This window comes from Neorhizobium sp. BT27B, from assembly GCF_050455485.1.
Classification (GTDB): Bacteria; Pseudomonadota; Alphaproteobacteria; order Rhizobiales; family Rhizobiaceae; genus Neorhizobium.
The window spans coordinates 137,493-155,869 of record NZ_JBCIYT010000003.1 but is presented as its reverse complement, the minus strand read 5'-3'; the positions used below and the strand labels follow the sequence as shown (position 1 = coordinate 155,869).

Annotated in this window: 20 protein-coding genes; 7 read left to right on the top strand and 13 right to left on the bottom strand. The window is 59.4% G+C overall.

Annotated elements, in window-relative coordinates:
• Positions 1-36: 36 nt before the first annotated feature.
• On the bottom strand, positions 37-1,350 hold the full coding sequence (locus tag AAIH70_RS09470; RefSeq protein ID WP_132271999.1) for an MFS transporter: 1,314 nt from the start codon (positions 1,348-1,350) through the stop codon (positions 37-39).
• Positions 1,351-1,430: 80 nt separating this feature from the next.
• The gene (locus AAIH70_RS09465; RefSeq protein WP_132271998.1) at positions 1,431-1,946 is read right to left on the bottom strand and encodes a GNAT family N-acetyltransferase; all 516 of its coding nucleotides are present in this window, start codon (positions 1,944-1,946) and stop codon (positions 1,431-1,433) included.
• 260 nt (positions 1,947-2,206) lie between these two features.
• Here AAIH70_RS09465 and AAIH70_RS09460 point away from each other — a divergent pair, with 260 nt between their 5' ends.
• Positions 2,207-3,196 (top strand): glutathione S-transferase family protein, encoded by a 990-nt coding sequence (locus AAIH70_RS09460; RefSeq protein ID WP_132271997.1) that lies wholly within the window; start codon positions 2,207-2,209, stop codon positions 3,194-3,196.
• Positions 3,197-3,229: 33 nt separating this feature from the next.
• Here AAIH70_RS09460 and AAIH70_RS09455 read toward each other — a convergent pair whose 3' ends face one another.
• Positions 3,230-3,388, bottom strand: a complete 159-nt coding sequence (locus tag AAIH70_RS09455; RefSeq protein ID WP_165931930.1) for a hypothetical protein — start codon at positions 3,386-3,388, stop codon at positions 3,230-3,232.
• An 89-nt stretch (positions 3,389-3,477) separates the two neighbouring features.
• Positions 3,478-3,966: an NUDIX domain-containing protein gene (locus AAIH70_RS09450; protein ID WP_132271996.1), complete on the bottom strand. Its 489-nt coding sequence runs from the start codon at positions 3,964-3,966 to the stop codon at positions 3,478-3,480.
• A 41-nt stretch (positions 3,967-4,007) separates the two neighbouring features.
• Between AAIH70_RS09450 and AAIH70_RS09445 the strand changes: the two genes are divergently transcribed.
• The 3 genes from AAIH70_RS09445 to AAIH70_RS09435 all read left to right on the top strand — a co-directional run bounded on the left by AAIH70_RS09445 (position 4,008) and on the right by AAIH70_RS09435 (position 6,362).
• Complete coding sequence (locus AAIH70_RS09445; RefSeq protein WP_132271995.1) at positions 4,008-4,976, top strand: metallophosphoesterase family protein; 969 nt, start codon at positions 4,008-4,010, stop codon at positions 4,974-4,976.
• An 87-nt stretch (positions 4,977-5,063) separates the two neighbouring features.
• The gene (locus AAIH70_RS09440; RefSeq protein ID WP_132271994.1) at positions 5,064-5,528 is read left to right on the top strand and encodes a sigma factor; all 465 of its coding nucleotides are present in this window, start codon (positions 5,064-5,066) and stop codon (positions 5,526-5,528) included.
• 3 nt (positions 5,529-5,531) lie between these two features.
• A complete protein-coding gene (locus AAIH70_RS09435) occupies positions 5,532-6,362 on the top strand; it encodes an anti-sigma factor family protein (protein ID WP_132271993.1) in 831 nt (276 codons plus the stop codon).
• A 77-nt stretch (positions 6,363-6,439) separates the two neighbouring features.
• Here AAIH70_RS09435 and leuA read toward each other — a convergent pair whose 3' ends face one another.
• Positions 6,440-8,146 carry a 2-isopropylmalate synthase gene (gene leuA, locus AAIH70_RS09430; protein ID WP_132271992.1) on the bottom strand — a complete coding sequence of 569 codons (1,707 nt, stop codon included), beginning with the start codon at positions 8,144-8,146 and terminating at the stop codon, positions 6,440-6,442.
• Positions 8,147-8,518: 372 nt separating this feature from the next.
• Complete coding sequence (locus AAIH70_RS09425) at positions 8,519-9,706, bottom strand: benzoate/H(+) symporter BenE family transporter (protein WP_132271991.1); 1,188 nt, start codon at positions 9,704-9,706, stop codon at positions 8,519-8,521.
• 222 nt (positions 9,707-9,928) lie between these two features.
• On the opposite strand from AAIH70_RS09425, the gene AAIH70_RS09420 reads away from it, so the two are divergent.
• The gene (locus AAIH70_RS09420) at positions 9,929-12,223 is read left to right on the top strand and encodes a bifunctional diguanylate cyclase/phosphodiesterase (RefSeq protein WP_132271990.1); all 2,295 of its coding nucleotides are present in this window, start codon (positions 9,929-9,931) and stop codon (positions 12,221-12,223) included.
• Between the two features lie 82 nt (positions 12,224-12,305).
• On the opposite strand, the gene AAIH70_RS09415 is transcribed toward AAIH70_RS09420, so the two are convergent.
• Positions 12,306-12,890, bottom strand: coding sequence for an ATP-dependent Clp protease proteolytic subunit (locus AAIH70_RS09415; RefSeq protein WP_132271989.1), 585 nt, complete (start codon positions 12,888-12,890; stop codon positions 12,306-12,308).
• A 235-nt stretch (positions 12,891-13,125) separates the two neighbouring features.
• Between AAIH70_RS09415 and AAIH70_RS09410 the strand changes: the two genes are divergently transcribed.
• Positions 13,126-13,713 (top strand): HupE/UreJ family protein, encoded by a 588-nt coding sequence (locus AAIH70_RS09410; protein WP_430034201.1) that lies wholly within the window; start codon positions 13,126-13,128, stop codon positions 13,711-13,713.
• Positions 13,714-13,823: 110 nt separating this feature from the next.
• The gene (locus tag AAIH70_RS09405) at positions 13,824-14,624 is read left to right on the top strand and encodes a DUF2076 domain-containing protein (protein ID WP_132271987.1); all 801 of its coding nucleotides are present in this window, start codon (positions 13,824-13,826) and stop codon (positions 14,622-14,624) included.
• A gap of 163 nt (positions 14,625-14,787) precedes the next feature.
• Here the strand turns inward: AAIH70_RS09405 and queF are convergent, their stop codons facing one another.
• The 6 genes from queF to lepB all read right to left on the bottom strand — a co-directional run bounded on the left by queF (position 14,788) and on the right by lepB (position 18,351).
• Positions 14,788-15,252 (bottom strand): preQ(1) synthase, encoded by a 465-nt coding sequence (gene queF, locus AAIH70_RS09400; RefSeq protein ID WP_112734420.1) that lies wholly within the window; start codon positions 15,250-15,252, stop codon positions 14,788-14,790.
• Positions 15,249-16,127 carry a cation diffusion facilitator family transporter gene (locus AAIH70_RS09395; protein WP_132272558.1) on the bottom strand — a complete coding sequence of 293 codons (879 nt, stop codon included), beginning with the start codon at positions 16,125-16,127 and terminating at the stop codon, positions 15,249-15,251. The genes queF and AAIH70_RS09395 overlap by 4 nt, the downstream gene beginning before the upstream one ends.
• A 179-nt stretch (positions 16,128-16,306) precedes the next feature.
• On the bottom strand, positions 16,307-16,609 hold the full coding sequence (locus AAIH70_RS09390; protein ID WP_132271986.1) for a HigA family addiction module antitoxin: 303 nt from the start codon (positions 16,607-16,609) through the stop codon (positions 16,307-16,309).
• Positions 16,610-16,631: 22 nt separating this feature from the next.
• On the bottom strand, positions 16,632-16,913 hold the full coding sequence (locus AAIH70_RS09385; protein WP_132271985.1) for a type II toxin-antitoxin system RelE/ParE family toxin: 282 nt from the start codon (positions 16,911-16,913) through the stop codon (positions 16,632-16,634).
• Between the two features lie 76 nt (positions 16,914-16,989).
• Entirely contained in the window at positions 16,990-17,490 is a 501-nt protein-coding gene (locus AAIH70_RS09380; protein ID WP_132271984.1) for a GNAT family N-acetyltransferase, read from the bottom strand.
• A 36-nt stretch (positions 17,491-17,526) separates the two neighbouring features.
• Positions 17,527-18,351, bottom strand: coding sequence for a signal peptidase I (lepB, locus tag AAIH70_RS09375; RefSeq protein ID WP_132271983.1), 825 nt, complete (start codon positions 18,349-18,351; stop codon positions 17,527-17,529).
• Between the last annotated feature and the right edge of the window lie 26 nt (positions 18,352-18,377).

Genomic DNA, 18,377 nt, shown 5'->3' with positions numbered 1-18,377 from the left:
AAACGGGCACCGTCAGCAGACGGTGCCCGGATCAGATCACGACAGCGAAACATCCTTGGTTTCGGCGTCGATCATCAGCGCCGCTGCAGCGGCCAGTACCAGCAGGCCGGCAAACACGCCGATCGCAAGGCCAAGCCCGTCGGACACGACAAAGGCCATCACCGACGGCGCCAGAAGACCGCCAAGCCGCGCCATAGCCCCCGCCGCCCCCATGCCGGTGGCACGCGAGGCCGTCGGATAGAGTTCCGGCGTGTAGGCGTAAAGCGCACCCCAGGTGCCGAGCAGCGCAAAGCTCATCAGCAGCAGCGCCGCGGCGACCAGAAAACCGCCATCGGCGATCACGAACAGCAGGCAACCGAAAGCCGACAGCAGGCAGAAGGCCACCAAAGTCGGCCGCCGCCCCCAGGCCTCGACGCCATAGGCGGCGAGCGCATAACCCGGCAATTGCGCCAGTGCGACCAGCACGAGAAAACCGTAACCACGCACGAAACCAAAACCATCGGCCGCAAGTTTCGGCGGCATCCATGTGAAGACGCCGTAATAGGAGATCGACACCAGAAACCAGATCGCCAGCATCATGACACTGCGCTGGCGCAGTTTTGGCGAAAATAGGCCGACACTCTTCACCACCGGCGGCTTGACGAGACTGATATCGGCACCGAGTTCAGGCTTGCCGTTGCCGGCGAGGATGCGGTTGATAACCACTTTGGCCTCATCACCGCGTCCATTGCGCAACAGATAGAGCGGCGATTCCGGCACCAGAAAACGCAGGCCGATACCGATGATGGCCGGCACCGCATTGACGGCGAGGATGTAACGCCAGCCATCCTCCAACCCGGCAAGGCTGGTGGCCCAGGCCGTCAGCGCCACGATCAGCGTGCCGACCGCCCAGAAACCTTCGAGCATGACCAGCCAGCGGCCACGGTTTTTCGCCGGCAGGAATTCCGCCATCATCGCATAATCGACCGGCAGCGTGCCGCCGACCGCAAAGCCGGTGAGAAAACGCAGAACGATCAGGCTGGTGAAATCAGGAGAGAAAATCGCCAGCGTACCGAACAGCGCATCGCAGGCGACGGTGAAGATCAGAACCCGGCGGCGGCCATAACGATCGGCCAGCTTGCCGCAGACGGCAGCACCGATCAGCATGCCCAGAAAGAACAATGTGCCCGCCTGCAGTGCCTGCGGTATGGTCAGGCCAAAGCTTGTGGCGATCGAGGCGGCGGTAAAACCGACCGCCAGAACCTGCATTGCATCCGCTGTCCAGACAAGGCCGAATATGCCGAGCAGGCGGCGCTGATAGGCGCCCGTGCCTGCCCGATCCAAAGCCGCATCGATGGAAATTCCCGTCATTCCAAAGCCCCCTCGGCACGCATTCACCGTCGGCGACATTTCGCCCGACCTGATGCCCGGCAAGATTTAGAGGGTTTGATTTACGGGCGCCAGCCGATTTTGCCCTTCAGGCGTTCGGCAATGTCGTCGGCCATCGGCACGATCAGCACGCGGCCGGGATCGACAGGGCCGGGAAATTCGAGCGCGCCATAGGCGACCTTCACGAAACCGAGCGGCATGTAATAAGGCGGGTCGCCAACGAGGATGACACCTTCCGACCCCTTGCGCCGTGCCGCCTCGATGGCGATGCGCACCAGTTCGCGGCCAATCCCGCGGTTCTTGTGCGACGGCCGCACGGCCAGCGGCCCGAGCATATGCGCCTTGACGCCGCCGGCCAGAACCGGCGTCATCCGCACCGAACCGATGGTTTCGCCGTAATCGGTGCAGACGAAAGACAGCGAACGGTCATGCGGCCCCTGCTCACGGATACGCGCTGCCGCCTTGACGAACCGGCCGGGGCCAAAAGCCTCGGCATTGATCAGTTCGATGACGTCGTCGTGAGACGCGTCTTCCGTGAGATAAACGAGGTCGTGCTTTTCGAGAAGTTGCGGAGCCATGGTGAACCGAAGCCGTAGAAATAAGAGCGGACAGGACAAGTGATCTCGTTGACGCCTGTTGAAGCGTCTTGTCGAAGGATCAGCGTCGTCGCAGTGCTCTTGGCTCGGTCATGAATGGATGGTTCCCAGAAATTTGTGAAAACGCGGTTAGCAGGATTTTTTTCGTCCGTCCAACACAAAACTCACTGTTCGCAATTTCGCGCCTCGATATCTGCCTGCGTTGTCGTATCTATGCAGCAGAACACGGAAGGAATTTCATCATGGGTATGCTCGTCGACGGCAAGTGGCAGGACGTCTGGTATGATACGAAAGCCACCAAGGGCCGTTTCGAGCGGTCGCAATCGCAGTTCCGCAACTGGCTGACCGCGGATGGCTCGGCTGGTCCGACCGGCCGCGAAGGTTTCAAGGCCGAAGCCGGGCGTTACCACCTCTATGTCTCGCTCGCCTGTCCCTGGGCTCACCGCACGCTGATTTTTCGCAAGCTGAAGAAGCTGGAAGACCTGATCTCGGTGTCAGTCGTCGATTACCTGATGCTGGAAAACGGCTGGGAGTTCAAAAAGCCCGCAGGCGCCACCGGCGATACCCTTTATGGTCTCGACTATCTTTACCAGATCTATTTGAAAGCCGATCCGCACTATTCCGGCCGGGTCACCGTGCCGGTGCTGTGGGACAAGCGAGAGCAGACCATCGTGTCGAATGAAAGCGCGGAAATCATCCGCATGTTCAACACCGCCTTCGACGGCCTGACCGGCTCGACCGACGATTTTTATCCATCCGAGCTGCGCGATGAGATCGATGCGCTCAATGCGGTGATCTATGCAACGGTCAATAACGGCGTCTACCGCGCCGGTTTCGCCACCACGCAGGAGGCCTATGAAGAGGCCGTCGTCAAACTCTTCGAAACTCTGGATATGCTGGAGACCCGGCTTTCCTCAAGCCGCTACCTGTTCGGAGAAAAAACCACGGAAGCAGACTGGCGGCTGTTCACCACTCTTGTCCGTTTCGATCCGGTCTATGTCGGCCACTTCAAGTGCAATATCCGCCGTATCGCCGATTACCCCAATCTCTCAGGTTATCTGCGCGATCTCTACCAGCAGCCGGGCATCGCCGACACGGTGAACATGGAGCATATCAAGGGCCATTATTACCGCAGCCACAAAACCATCAATCCCACCGGCATCGTGCCGGTCGGTCCCCAAATCGACCTCACCCTGCCGCACACACGCGAAAGTGTCGGCAAGGTGAAGTAGCGGATTGCGAGGTGGTGAATCCTGTCTTTCTGATCAGTTGAGTGCGACGCGCGTCCGGCGACGGCGCACCAACTCCTCCCTTGCTTCTTCCAGTGCAAGCCCGATGAAATAGGCCAGCATCACCTCGTGTTCCTGCACTGCCAACTTGTGCGTCGCCATCAGGTGGTCGATTGCCATCTCGATCTTCGTCATACCCATCTCCCCATTTATTAGGACATGATGATCAACGATACATGCAGTTGCAAGCAACCAGCAGGTGAATGTGTTCTGGCTTAAGTATCCTACCAGTAGTCTTGCAATTTTGATTCGCCGGACAATTCTTTCAGCCGGCTTAAAGTCGACTTTGTCACGCCTTCTGGCAAAGCGTCGAGAGAGTAAAAACCGCTTTCGGCAATCTCCCTGTCAGGTAAACGTACAGACGTTTGCTTGACGTCCACGCGGTAAAAAAGGACATGATCGCGCTTGCTGGCGCCGCGATTGAAATAGCTGGCGAAAAGCTGTGGATAGCCCTGAATTTCCAGATTTCCTTCCTCGCGCAGTTCTTTCGAAAGCGCCGCATTCGCTGTTTCCCCCCGCTCAACCCCACCGCCGGGAAAATACCATCCCGGCACGTAGGTATGGCGCACCAGAAACACCCGGCCCTCCTCGTCGAAGCAGGCAGCGCGCACACCGAGTGTCATGCTGCGCGTCAGCAGAAAATAACGGTGCAGCAACCACACCATCATCCTGGTGCTTTTACGGGAAATTTCCGGGATGCCTTCGTCACTCATAAGCTTGCTCCTTGGACCTCACAGCCCTATGTCATGACCCCATGTACAGGTTCGCGCATATTTCCGATATCCATCTCGGCCCGCTTCCGCAGTTGACGTTGCGCGAGCTATTTTCCAAGCGGATTACCGGCTTCATCAACTGGCACCGCAACCGGCGCAAGCATCTGCTTGTCAATACGCTGGATCTGCTCCTGAGCGATATCCGCGACCATGATCCCGACCATCTGATGATCACCGGCGATCTCGTCAATCTTGCCACCGAGATTGAAATCCGGCTGGCTGGTGAATGGCTGGAAAGCGTTGGTGAACCGCTGGACACGACGGTCGTGCCCGGCAATCACGATGCCTATGTGCCCGGCGCGCACGACAAGTCGGTGAAGCGCTGGTACCCGTTCATCGCCGGTGACGACAGTCCTCAGCAATGGCCGGACGACGACCACGTTTTCCCGACCTATCGCCGCCGCGGGCCGATCGCCATCATCGGCTGTTCCACCTCACTGGCCACACCGCCTTTTTCCGCCACCGGCTTTTTCAGCTCCCGGCAGGCGCGCGAAACAGTGGAACTGTTGAAAAAGGCCGGTGAAGAAGGCCTGTTCCGGGTCGTTCTCATTCACCACCCGCCGATTCGGGGTGCTGCCGCCCGCCACAAACGCATGATCGGCATCCGCCGTTTCAACGCAGCCATGTCCATGGGCGGCGCGGAACTGATTCTGCATGGCCATACCCATCTCGACACGGTCCACTTCCTGAGAACCCATAGCGGTGGCCAGATCCCGGTCGTCGGCATCGCCTCCGCCTCCCAGGGGCCGGGCGGCCACAAGCCGCGCGCCGCCTACAACCTCTTCACGCTGACGGGCGAACCCGGCGCATGGAACCTGATCTGCGAACGCCACGGACTGACCGAGGCGGCTGATGCTATCTCGCTCGACAACACCCGGCTGTTTTACGGTCACGATCCGCGTGAGACGCTGGCAATCAAGCCGCAGGTGGTGCCTGTGCAATCGCCATGACAGCCTGGCGAAAGCCAGAGATGTTTCAATATCGCAAATTCTCCGCATTCGCATGCCAGTACCATCACTCCAACGCATCGGACGGACATGACACTGCAGCCGGATCTGACAGATATCAGACGCGACCTCGTGACCCTTTTACCGAGGCTGCGGCGCTTTGCGCTCGCGTATTGCGGTCAGCCGGATGTGGTCGATGAACTGGTGCGCGAAGCCTGTGCCAGGGCCGTCATGCAGGCACCGCATTTCGATGGCGCCACACGGCTTGAAAGCTGGGTCTTTTCGCTGATTCGCACCGTGTGGATGGAAGACGCCAAAAAGCGTGCGTTGGGCGCAGCGGAGAGCCACGCCAATGGCTTTGCCCAGCATCAGGCCATACTCGGCATGCCCGCAGGCGCCGCGGCAAGTTTCCTGCTCGTTGCCGTCGAAGAACACCGTTATGCCGAAGCCGCCGATATTCTCGCCATTGATGTGGAGGCGGTCACCGCCCAGCTTGCTCTTGCGCGTCAGCATTTTGCCGGCCTGACAATCGACAGCGCAGAGCGGAGAGCCTGACCCATGCCGCATTCGCAGGACGCGACGCTCGATAACCGCCTGTCTTCGGCAATGGACGGCGAACTGAACGAGCTTGAACAGGCCGAGGTCGACGCGCTGCTTGCCGACGACCCACAGGCATGCGCCGCGCAGGACGAATTGCGCCGCGGTTCGGATTTCGGCAGCCAGGCTTTTGCTGAAGTGCTGCGCGAACCGGTTCCGTTGACGCTGGTGCGCAACATCAAGACGGCCACACCGCCGCGCAAGGCCGTGCGCCTGCCGCAGGCACAAAGCCCCACCCTGCCCTTCAAACCAACGCGCCGACAGGCTATTGCCGCCTGTGCTCTGCTTGTACTGGCTGCCGGCGGCATCGGTTACATGATCGGCAGCCGCCCGCAGATGCAGACCTTTGCCGATCTAGCCATGCCCGTCACCAGCGGCTGGCTGGAAGACATCGCCACCCACCACCGCGTCTTTTCGCGTCAGACCGAACATCTCGTCGAAGTACCGGCATCCGATTCGCCGCATCTGGTCGACTGGCTGATGGCAACAACGGGCGTCTCGTTTCGCGTTCCCGACCTGAGTGCCGAAAAGCTGGAATTTCTCGGCGGGCGCCTGTTTTCAGCAGCCGGCAAGCCGGTCGGCCAACTGGTCTATCGTGACGAGGACGGCAGCATCATTTCGATCTGCTTTGCCCGCAACCTGATCGGCAACGACCAGAACCTGGCCGAACAGATCCGTGACGATATCGGCCTGATCGGCTGGCATCGCGACCAGACGGATTATGTGCTCACCGGCCCTTCCGCCGACGCGACGCTTGATTCCATCGCTGCAAAGATCGCCGGACAGATCTGAAACCCGGCAGTTCCTCAAAAAACAAACGGCCCGGAATCGCTTCCGGGCCGTTTCGTTTTCAGACAGGACAGAGACGATCAGCGACCGGCCAGCACACGGTTCGCGGCCGAAACGATGGCTTCCAGCGATGCCGCCACGATGTTCGTGTTGATGCCTGCGCCAAAAAGTTTGCCGCCGGGATGCTGCATCTCGACATAGGCGATAGCCGAAGCATTGGAGCCGTGCTGCAGCGAGTGTTCGGAATAGTCGTTCACCGACAGTTCCATGCCGAGATAGATCGACAAAGCGTTGATGAAGCCATCGATCGGACCGGTGCCCCGGCCCTCGATACGCTTGACCTCGCCACCATCGGTGATCTCGGCTGCCACCACACGAATGCCCTTGTGCTCGACACCGGCCGGATAGGTATTCTGGTCGACGAATTTCAGGCGGCCTTCCGGCTGATCGACATAACGCTCGATGAAACGATCATAGATGCGCTTCGAGGAAAGCTCCTTGCCCTCTTCGTCGGTGATACGCTGGATCTCCTCGCGGAACTCCACCTGCAGGTTGCGTGGCAGGTTGATGCCGTAATCCTGTTGCAGGATATAGGCGATGCCACCCTTGCCCGACTGCGAGTTGATGCGGATGATCGCCTCGTAGGAGCGGCCGACATCCTGCGGGTCGATCGGCAGATACGGCACTTCCCAGACCGGATGGTTGGCGACCTTGATCGCCTTCATGCCCTTGTTGATGGCATCCTGGTGCGAGCCGGAAAACGCCGTATAGACCAGTTCCCCGACGTAAGGATGACGTTCTGGAATGACCATCTCGTTGGAATATTCATAGACGTCCTTGATGCGCTCGATGTCGGAGCAATCCAGTTCCGGATCAACACCTTGCGTAAACATGTTCAAGGCCAATGTCACCACGTCGACATTACCGGTGCGCTCACCATTGCCGAACAGCGTGCCTTCGACGCGGTCGGCGCCAGCCATCAGCCCCAGTTCGGTAGCGGCAATGCCGGTGCCGCGGTCATTGTGCGGATGCAACGAGATGATGACGTTTTCGCGGTTGTCGATATTGCGGCACATCCATTCTATCTGGTCGGCATAGATGTTCGGCGTCGCCATTTCGACGGTGGACGGCAGGTTGAGGATCAGCTTGTTGTCCGGCGTCGGCTTCACGACCTCGATCACCGCGTTGCAGATCTCCAGCGCCACGTCCAGCTCGGTGCCGGTAAAGCTCTCCGGCGAATATTCGAAACGGTAACCGCCGCCGGCCTTTGCCGCCATGTCGGTGATCATCTTGGCCGCATCGACGGCAATCTGCTTGATGCCGCCGACATCCTTGGCAAACACAACGCGGCGCTGCAGTTCGGATGTCGAATTGTAGAAGTGGATGATCGGCTTGTGCGCGCCTTCCAGCGATTCGAACGTGCGGGTGATCAGTTCCGGGCGGCACTGCACCAGCACCTGCAGGGACACATCTTCCGGCACGCCGCCCTCTTCCACGCACCAGCGGGCAAAATCGAAGTCGGTCTGCGAGGCCGACGGGAAACCGATCTCGATTTCCTTGAAGCCCATGTCGAGCAACAGCTTGAACATGCGCGCCTTGCGGTCATGCCCCATCGGGTTGACCAGCGACTGGTTGCCATCACGCAAATCGACGGAACACCAGATCGGCGCCTTGTCTATCACCTTCGAAGGCCATGTGCGGTCGGGAATATTGATCTGCGGATAGGCGCGATATTTTACGCCTGCGGCCTGCATGCCCTTGGCCGATGCGGAAATCTTGCTGTCCATGTCTTCGTCCTTCGCTTGCCCTCCGCAGGAGCCGTTTGGCTCGATGCCGTTCATCGACGGTCATCCGACTGCGGATGCTGGACCTTATGGTCCGTGTTTATTTCAGGGATTTGATGCGAGGAGCTCTTACGCCGGCGGGCTTTGTCGGCCGCCGGGCGCTCCTCAACGGACCCGGCAACCGAGTGTAAGGTCGAGGCTAAGAAGCGAGAGAGGCGCGAAAACCGTCGCCCCGGCTGCGATGCAGCGGGTTGCAAAACGGTCAAACATGATCGCGCCTGTCATGGTCATGTGCGAATCTATAGCTGTCGGGACAAGATGTGGCAAGAACGGCTTTTTGACTTTTGGTACGCCTTCACGAAACCGATCAAGACATCAACGCTTTCCCCAGCCCTTGGTGAAACGTGCAAGCCACAGCACGAAGCCGCCTGCGACAAGCCCCCAGAAAGCCCCGGAGATACCGGCAAACGTCGTGCCCGAAGCCGTCACCAGAAAGGTGATGGCGGCGGCTTCCCGCGCCGACGGATCATGAAACGCGGCATGCGCGGCATTGGACAACGCACCGATCAGCGCCAGCCCCGCCACCGCCTGCAACAGGATCGGCGGCGCCAGCGATACGAAAGCGATAATGCCACCAGCGATCAGCCCGAGCACGATATAGGCGCTGCCGCCCACGACCGCCGCCCAGTATCGCCGTTTCGAATCGGGATGCGCATCCTCGCTGGCGCACATGGCCGCAGTGATGGCAGCAAGATTGACGGGCACGCTGCCGAAGAAGGCAATGATGGTGGAAAACACGCCGGTCGAGGCAAACAGCGGCCCCGGCGGCGGCTCATAACCATGCGCCTTGAGAATGGCGATGCCCGGAATGTTCTGCGACGCCATGGTGACGATGAACAGCGGCAGCGCCACAGAAACGAACCCGTGCCAGGTGAACAGCGGAGTGACGAATTCCAGTTGCGGATGGATCGCACCACCAACCCGCGCCATCGCATCCGGCGGCAGGTCGACACCAAAGATCAGCACCAGAATGAAAGCCGCCAGCGCCGAAGGCACGGCCCAAAGCCGCCAGCGGGTCACCACCAGCATCCATGCCAACACGATCGGCAGGCCAAACCACGGATTGAACGCCACCGCCTTGACAGGCGCGAGGCACAGGCCCAGCAGAATGCCGGCAAGCATGGCATTGGCAAGCGGCGTCGGGATCAGCCGCACGGCCCGGCCGAACGGCGGAAACAGGCCCGTCAGCGTGATCAGCAGGCCGCAGAGCACGAATGCACCGATAGCGGCCGGAAATCCGCCCTCGATCATGCCGGTCGTGGCCAGCAGCGCGCCGCCCGGTGTCGTCCATGCCATCATGATCGGCATGCGATGACGCAGCGAGAAAAACACGGCGAGCACGGCTTGGGCGACGCAAACCGCCAACAGCGCCGACGCCACCTGATCGGACGTGGCACCCATCGCCGTCAGTCCCTGCACGATGACGGCAAACGAACTGACGAAACCGACAAACGCGGTCAGCAGCCCCATCAACAGGGCGGGAACGGAGAAATCTTTCAGCATCGGGAGGATCCGTCTCTAGATGGAGACAGCAAGGAACACAGGAATTTGCGGCAGGCAAGTCCGTGTCGCCCGTGCCGAGTACGGCAGGTCAGCTTTTCGGCAAAAACACATATCCACAGCCAGTTCTGCACAGAACTGCGGCACAACGATTCCTACAAATAAACATCAGACTAAATTAAAGTCTTTTTCTCATACTGACGGCATATTCCATGGGACATTTGGATGAGTATTTTGCCGTCACCACTTACGTTCAGAGATTTCTTCTCTGGTCGGTTTCATCAGCTTGGCTACATTCTGCCTGCCATCCTGGTGATGACAGTGGTGGCCGTCGGCATTGTCCGTGCCGTTCAGGATGAACATGAGCGCCACATGTGGGCGCAGCGGCTTTCCGCATCGGAACAGCTTGCCCAGGTGTCCTCCATGCTCGAAACCAACATCCACGGCAACGTCAACCTAATTCACGGTCTCGTCGCCGCCATCGCCGCCGATCCGTCGATCAATCAGGCGCAGTTCGCCCAACTGGCCGAACACATCTTCGCTCATCCGTCGCAACTGAAAAATGTCGCTGCGGCACCGGACCTCGTGGTGCGAATGATCTATCCGCTGGCGGAAAATCGCGAAATCCTCGGCCAGGACTATACGGCAAATCCCAAGCAATCGGCCTCCGTGATGGAAGCGATCAAGCGGCGCACCACCACGATCGCAGGTCCCGCCAAGCTCGTTCAGGGCGGCAAGGGTCTGTTTGCCCGTTATCCGGTCTTCCTCTCCTCCAACGGCCATTTCTGGGGTGTCGTGTCGACCGTAATCGATATCGACCGCCTGCTGCGCGACAGCAATGTCGATACGGAGCGGCAGCAACTGGAGATCTCGATCGCGCGGCGCCCGGTTCCGAAGGAAAAGGATGTGTTCTTCGGAGATGCCGGCCTTTTCTCGCAGGACGTCGTTCGTACCCGCATCGAACTCGGCTACGACACCTGGTATCTGGCGGCCCGGCCGAAGCTCGGATGGCAGACCACGCCACCGGATATCGCCCGCCTCTATATTTACGCCACGCTGGTGGCTCTTACCGTGTTTCTGCCAACCATCTGGGTCGGCTTCCTGATCCGCCAGCGTCAAGGTCATATCCAGACGCTGCAACAGCGCGAAGAACAGCTTCAGTCGCAGAATGACGAGCTGCGATCGGCGCGCAGGACGCTGGAACACCAGTCCCTGCATGACGCCCTCACCGGCCTTCCCAACCGGCGTTTCCTCGACCAGTTCATGGACGCATCCGCCGCGACTTCCGAAAGCGACCGGCTGGCCTTTGTCCATATCGATCTTGACCGATTCAAGGAGGTCAACGACACGTTCGGGCATGCTGCAGGCGATCAGGTCCTGCGCCAGACGACAACGCGCCTGCAGGCTCTGCTGCACGGTGACGAATTTGCATCCCGTATCGGCGGCGACGAATTCGTTCTCGTCACCAGCGGCACCAAGGCGGCAGACCGCGCCCTTCAATTGGCACGCGCCGTCGTCAAGGCGCTGGCCCGGCCGATCATCGTTGATGGCCATGAATGCCATGTGGGCTGCAGCGCCGGCGTGGCGGCGCAATCCGTTGCCGGCGAAGACCTCAGGCAGTTGCTGATCAATGCCGATATAGCGCTCTACGAGGCAAAAAAACGCGGCCGCAACCGCGCCGAAATCTTCTCTGAAAACCTCCTGCTTGCGGCGATCCACACCAAGCGCAGTTCCGACGAATTGCTGGTGGCGATCGAAAACGATCAGATCGTGCCGTTTTTCCAGCCGCAATTCGATGCACGCACGCTCGGCATCGTCGGCGTCGAAGCACTGGCACGCTGGCAACATCCGACCCGCGGCATCCTGACGCCCGACAAATTTCTCGACATCGCCGAGGGCCTGCACCGCTCCGGCGACATCGACGCCATCATCCTGCAAAAGGCCCTGTTCCAGGCCACCCGCTGGCGCGCCCGCGATCTGAACATACCGCATCTGTCGGTCAACATTTCCGCACAGCGCCTGAAGGACGAAAATCTGCTCGCACAGATTTCCAGCCTCAACATCCCCAAGGGCAGCCTGTCATTCGAACTGCTGGAGTCGATTTCCTTCGATGGTCAGGACAAGGCATTGCGCTCCGTCATCGGCCACCTCAAGGATCTCGGCATCGATATCGAAATCGACGATTTTGGCTCGGGCCACGCCTCGATCGTCAGCCTGCTGGATCTCGATCCAAAACGCCTGAAGATCGACCGCCGCCTGATCATGCCGCTTGAAGCCTCCGGCTCGCAGCACCGGCTGGTCGCCTCGATCATCGAGATCGGCCGCAGCCAAGGCATCGAGATCGTCGCCGAAGGCGTCGAGACGACGGCGCATGTCGAAATCCTGCGCAATCTCGGCTGCCATGTGCTGCAGGGTTATGCCTTCGCAAAACCGATGTCTGCGGAAGCCTTTGTCGAGTTTGCGGAAAACTGGCAGGCAGAGCGTGGCGATCTGTTCTCCCACGCCCGCCAGTCGGCCTGACATCCGCACTCATCAAGACATAAAAAATCCCCCGACAGCAGGCTGCGGGGGATTTTGATGTCTTCGCTCAATAAGCGACGGATCAGATTTCCGACTGGCTCGTAACGATCTTCGAAGCGAGACCATAGGCAACGGCTTCTTCAGCACCGAGCCAGTAGTCGCGATCGATGTCCTTGGCGATCTTTTCTTCCGTCTGGCCGGTGGCCTTCGCGAAGATCGTGATCAGGCGCTTGTTCATCTTGATGATTTCGCGTGCCTGGATCTCGATATCGGATGCCATGCCGCGCGTGCCGCCAGAGGGTTGGTGCAGCAGGAAGCGGGTGTTCGGCAGAGCGATACGGCGTTCCTTCGGAACCGAAACGTAAATCAGCGCGCCGGCGGAAGCGACCCAGCCGGTACCGATGATCCAGACCTTCGGCTTGATGAACTTGATCATGTCATGAATGGAATCGCCCGATTCCACGTGACCGCCGGGCGAGTTCACATAGATGCGGATGTCTTCGTCACTGGCGGCAGCGAGAGCAACCAGCTGGGTGCAGACCTTCTGCGCCAGTTCCTGGGTGATGCCGCCATAGATGAAGATCGAGCGGGACTTGAAGAGATTGGCTTCAGTCTCCTTGCCGAGCGGCAATTCCTTCGTCTTGTCGTCGTCGTTTTCGTCGTTCATCATTGTCTCCAGCATGGACGTGTCGATACCGGACATAATGCGTTCGCGTCGTTAAAACAATGTGCGAATAGGCTTAGAGCCTTTCATTGTTAACCGGAAACGGATCTGTGACGAATTCCGCGTCCCCGGCATTTTGCCCATGGACTGCAAAAAGCACTCTGCCTAATCTTGACCCCATACCGGCGGATCGGTGCACCATCACCACCGTCAGGCATCAAGGGGAACAACCATGTCGATATTCAAACGCCTTTCCATCACCGCCGCCATATTTGCAGCCGCGGCAGCACCCGCCTTTGCGCATCTCGATCCGCAGGAACACGGCTCCTTCATGGCTGGCTTTTCGCATCCGCTGTTCGGCATGGACCATATTCTGGTCATGCTCGCCGTCGGCCTCTGGGCCGCGCAGATAGCGCAGGGCAATAATAACCGTCGCGCATTGTGGCTGGTTCCGGCAGCCTTTGTCGGCACGATGGCGGCAGGCTTCGGCATCGCCGTCTCGGGCATCGATCTTCCCTTCGTCGAACCCGCCATTCTGGCATCCGTGATCGCACTCGGCCTGCTCGTCGCCATGGCTGTCAGGCTGCCGGTTGCTGCATCGGCTGCGATCGTCGGCGTCTTCGCACTCTTCCACGGTCATGCCCATGGCGGTGAACTCGGCGCGGCCGGCGCGTTGCAGTTCGGCGCAGGCTTCGTGATCGCCACCGCCTTCCTGCATGTCGCGGGCATTGCGCTTGGCCTCGGCATCGCGCGTTTCAGCCCTTATATCGCCCGCGTGCTCGGTGTCGTCACAGCCCTTCTCGGCCTGTCTCTCGTCTTCGGCTGAGCAGCCTTCCAGAGCAATTCGAAGGTTACCAAAATGTAAGGGATCGTCGCTTTGAAAAGCCACGATCCCTTCCTAATTCGAGAGTGGATATCACCGCCAAGGAGGCAGATATGTCACCCGAAGAACGCCAGCTTCTCACCGCATTGTTCGACCGCATTCAGACCGCATCCTCCACCCCGCGCGACCGCGACGCGGAAACGCTGATTGATGAACAGACGCGCCGTCAGCCCTACGCCACCTATTACCTCGCACAGGCCGTCATCGTTCAGGAAAAGGGACTGGAAGCGGCATCCCACCGCATTCAGGAACTCGAAGCGCGCGTGGCAGAACTGGAAAATGCCGCCAGCAGCCCGCGGCAGGGCAGCAGCGGCGGTTTTCTCGGATCGATTTTCGGCAGCAGCGAGCAGCCGACACAGAGCGCCACCAGACCGGATCGAATTCCGGCTCCAAGTTCCGCCTATGCCGGCAATCCCGGCTACGACAACAATGATTATCGCCCTCCGCAGCCGACCGGTGGGCCATGGGGCGGTGGTCAGTCCTTTGGCGCCCAAACTTCCGCACCATCGGCAGGCGGCAGTTTTCTGCGTGGTGCGCTCGGGACCGCGGCCGGCGTCGCCGGCGGCATGCTGCTTGCCAATTCACTTTCCAGCGTTTTCAGCAATCACGTGTCCGGTCTGGGCTGGGGCTCGCCGGCCGAAAGCGCAACGGCTGCCAGTAGCGGCCCGGTCGAGGAGACCGTGATCAACAACTATTATGGTGACAGCGCGTCCAAGGATGACAACCAGCAGACATCCGGCAACGATCAAGACGATGGCAATGCCCAGCAGGCTGATTACAACGACGACGACAATGGCGCGTCGGATTACGGCGATGACGATTTCGGCGGCAGCGACGACAGTCTCGACGTTTGATCGTCATCATGCCACGAACGAAAAAAGCGCCGGAGCGATGCGTTCCGGCGCTTTTAGTTTCCGAGAGTGGAGCGACCTATCCCGGCCCCTCTCCAAGGCTCGGTGCGTTCGTCACTGCAATCGATTCACTGGATCGATTGCTCCGGCTTTGCCGGATCGTTCCTCACCCACGTCCGCGATAGGTCGGCACACCCTGATCGGGCAGCCAGACGCCGGCCGGAACGTCGCCGGTCTGCCAGAAGACGTCGATCGGAATGCCGCCGCGCGGGTACCAGTAGGCGCCGATCCGCAGCCATTTCGGCTGCAGCAGATCGACCAGCCGCTTGGCGATATAGACCGAGCAATCCTCGTGAAAAGCGCCGTGATTTCTGAACGATGTCAGGAAAAGCTTCAGCGACTTCGATTCCACCAGATAGGCGTCCGGAATGTAATCGATGACGATATGGGCAAAGTCCGGCTGGCCGGTCATCGGGCAGAGTGAGGTGAATTCCGGCGCGGTGAAACGCGTCACGTAATCCATGCCCTGATTGCTGTTGGGCACACGTTCCAGCACGGCTTCTTCCGGGCTTTTGGGTGCATCCACCTGTTTTCCGAGCTGCGACAGCCCGCTGACATCCGTCATCGTCATTTGCCTGTTCCTTCTATTTCGACGCGCAATCCATGGGCATGCTCGCTTTCGGGCTCCACATGGATCGCCAATGTGGCGCCGGGAATAACCGCTTTGATCGCATCTTCCAAGCGGTCGCAGATCTCATGCGCCTCAACGACCGACATCGAGGCCGGCACGACGAGGTGGAAATCGATGAACGCAGCCGAACCGGCCTGACGCGTTTTCAGATCATGGACATCGAGCGCCCCACCGCAATGGGCAGCAATCGCCTCGCGCACCGCTGCTTCTTCCTCCGGCTCTAGCGCCTTGTCCATCAGCCCGCCCAGCGAATGGGTGATGACCTTGTAACCCTGCCAGAGAATGTTGATGGCGACGAATATCGCCAGCAGCGGATCGAGAATGGCGTAACCGGTCAGAACCGCCAGAACCAGACCGACGAACACGCCGGCAGACGTCACCACGTCCGACATGATGTGCTGACCATCCGCGGTCAGTGCCACAGAGCGATGCGCCCTTCCCGCGCGGATCAGCGTGGTCGCCCAGATGGCGTTGATCACACCGGCAACCGCATTGATGCCGAGACCGAGCCACGGCGCTTCCGGCATGACCGGCGCCATCACCGCAGCCCATGCCTCCTGAATGATCAGCAGCGCCGCAACGACGATCAGCACGCCTTCGAGGACGGCGGAAATATACTCCGCCTTGTGATGACCGAACTGATGGTCATGATCGGCGGGGCGCTGCGCATAACGAATGACGAAATAGGCGATGAAGGCGGCAGCCACATTGACCAGCGATTCAAGACCGTCCGACAAAAGCGCCACCGAACCGGTCACCCACCAGGCACCAAGCTTGAGGCCCAGCACGCCGATCGAGATCGGAATCCCCCACATCGCCAGCCGCTCGACGGTCTTGTCGTCCTTCACCACGTCCAAATTCCCTTTCCTGCGTCTGCGAATGATTTGCAGAACGCCATGCCCAAAACGACGAAACCGCCGCAGCGAGAATGTCTCGCTGCGGCGGTTTCGAATTGACTGGTGATATGGCTCAGGTGACGGATTTTGTCAAAGGGTCAGGCGGCGGCTTCGTAGGCCTCGATATTTTCCAGTTCCCCCTTCAGCTTCTGCATCTCGACCTTCAGATCAAAACTGTTCTGCAGGTTCATCCAGAATTCCGGCGAGGTCTTGAAGAACTTGGCGAGGCGAAGTGCCGTATCCGACGTCACGCCTGTTTTACCAGCCACGATGCGTTCGATTCGCGTGCGCGGAACATGAAGCTTTTTGGCAAGCGCATAGGGCGTCATGTCGAGAGGATCGAGATAAAGCTCTCGCAGGATCTCGCCGGGATGGATCACCGGAAGCTTGCTGACGGTCATGTCTATCTCCTGTGAATGCGACCTAGTGATAATCGGTTATCTCGACATCCTCTGGACCAGCGTCGGTCCAGCGAAAGCAGATGCGCCATTGCTTGTTGATACGGATCGAATGCTGCCCAGCCCGATCACCCGACAATTTTTCAAGTCGGTTCCCCGGCGGAGATCGCAAATCCTCAAGCGAGGTTGCCGCGTCCAGAACAGCAAGGAGCAACTGCGCCCGACGCAAAAGATCGGCGGGAAACCCTTTACGGACGGACCCGTCGTCGATCGCCTGCGTCAACTTATCCTTGAACGACCTGATCATCAGCAAGCCTCCAACAAACGTATCATACAAAGATACCAACCAGAGAGCAAGCAAACGTATCAGATCGCGATACCGATTATTCGAAAATCATCGCCATCAGCACGCTGTCCATATAGCGACCATCGATACGAATGGCATCGCGTGCCAAGCCTTCGTGCCGGAACCCGACCTTCTCGTAGAGAGCGATGGCGCGCAGGTTATCCGCATGGGCGTGCAGCTCCACTCGATGCATGCCGGCAACTCTTGCTGCCTCGATGGTCGCAAGGATCAGCTTGCGACCCAATCCCCTGTCGCGATAATCGGGAATGATACCCATGCCAAGCACGCCGCAATGGGCCTGCGCATCCCGCGCGCCGCGGCGGATATCGCACCAGCCGACAACCTTGCCGTCATCGACAGCCACCATATGCGGATGGCCGGAAGCGATATTGTCTCGAACGAAGGACAACATAACCTCGACCGGCGGCGCTTCCAGAAACACCAGATATTTTCGCTCGCGCGCGACAATATCGAGAGCCTTGCGAAAACCCTCGACATGTTTTTCTTCGATCGGTTCGATGATGATATCGCTCGTCACGTCTGCATTTCTTTCAAGCGAGGAAAAATTCAGCGGTTACTCGACAACAAGTCCAATCCGGGCATCGTCTTTTGATGCGACGACGGCAACGAGACGACCCGTGACGCTATCGGCCGGTACAAAACCATTTTCACCGAGCTGATCGGGATATCGGCTGTCGGCCGAGTTGTGCCTGTTGTCGCCCAGCACGAAATAATGGCCCTCCGGGACATGAAACGGCCCGGCATCGTCCGTTTTGGCTGAAGGTGGTTTCGCCGTCATGCCGATATTGTACCGACGCCCTTCAGGCGTCGTTTCCGTCAGAACACGAACAGCACCGCCGCCCAGCGCCTCGAAGGATTGCTCCGTTGCAGACTGCGACAATGCGCGTCCATCAATGAACACGACGCCACCTTTCAACTCGACCGTCTCTCCCGGCAGGCCGATCAGGCGCTTAACATAGGTGACGGGCTTGTCGGAATAGGCCGTCTTGGTGTCGAACAGAATGATATCGCCGCGTTGCGGTATCTCGTCTGCACGATAGGATTGGCGAGCAATCAGCTCACGCTCACGCACGGTCGGCGCCATCGACGATGATGGCTGCACCAGCATTTTGAGGCCGCAATTGTCCTGCCAGAACCTTGCAGCATCGCAATCCTCCGGCACGACAGCAGCAATGCCGGTTGCCGTTTTCCTGACGAAGATTTCCACCCGTTGAGGATCGGCTTCCCATATCCCGACACTGCCCAGCAAGACCGGGTATAGGGGCCGGAGAACATCGACGAATGCATCGACCCGTTCGGCCATCGGCTCGGCAGCCGCCGGCAGCGGCACAAATGCCAGAGCTGCCAGCAGAATTTTGCGATAAACTCCTGAGCGCATTACAAATCCCCCGTCAAATCTACGAG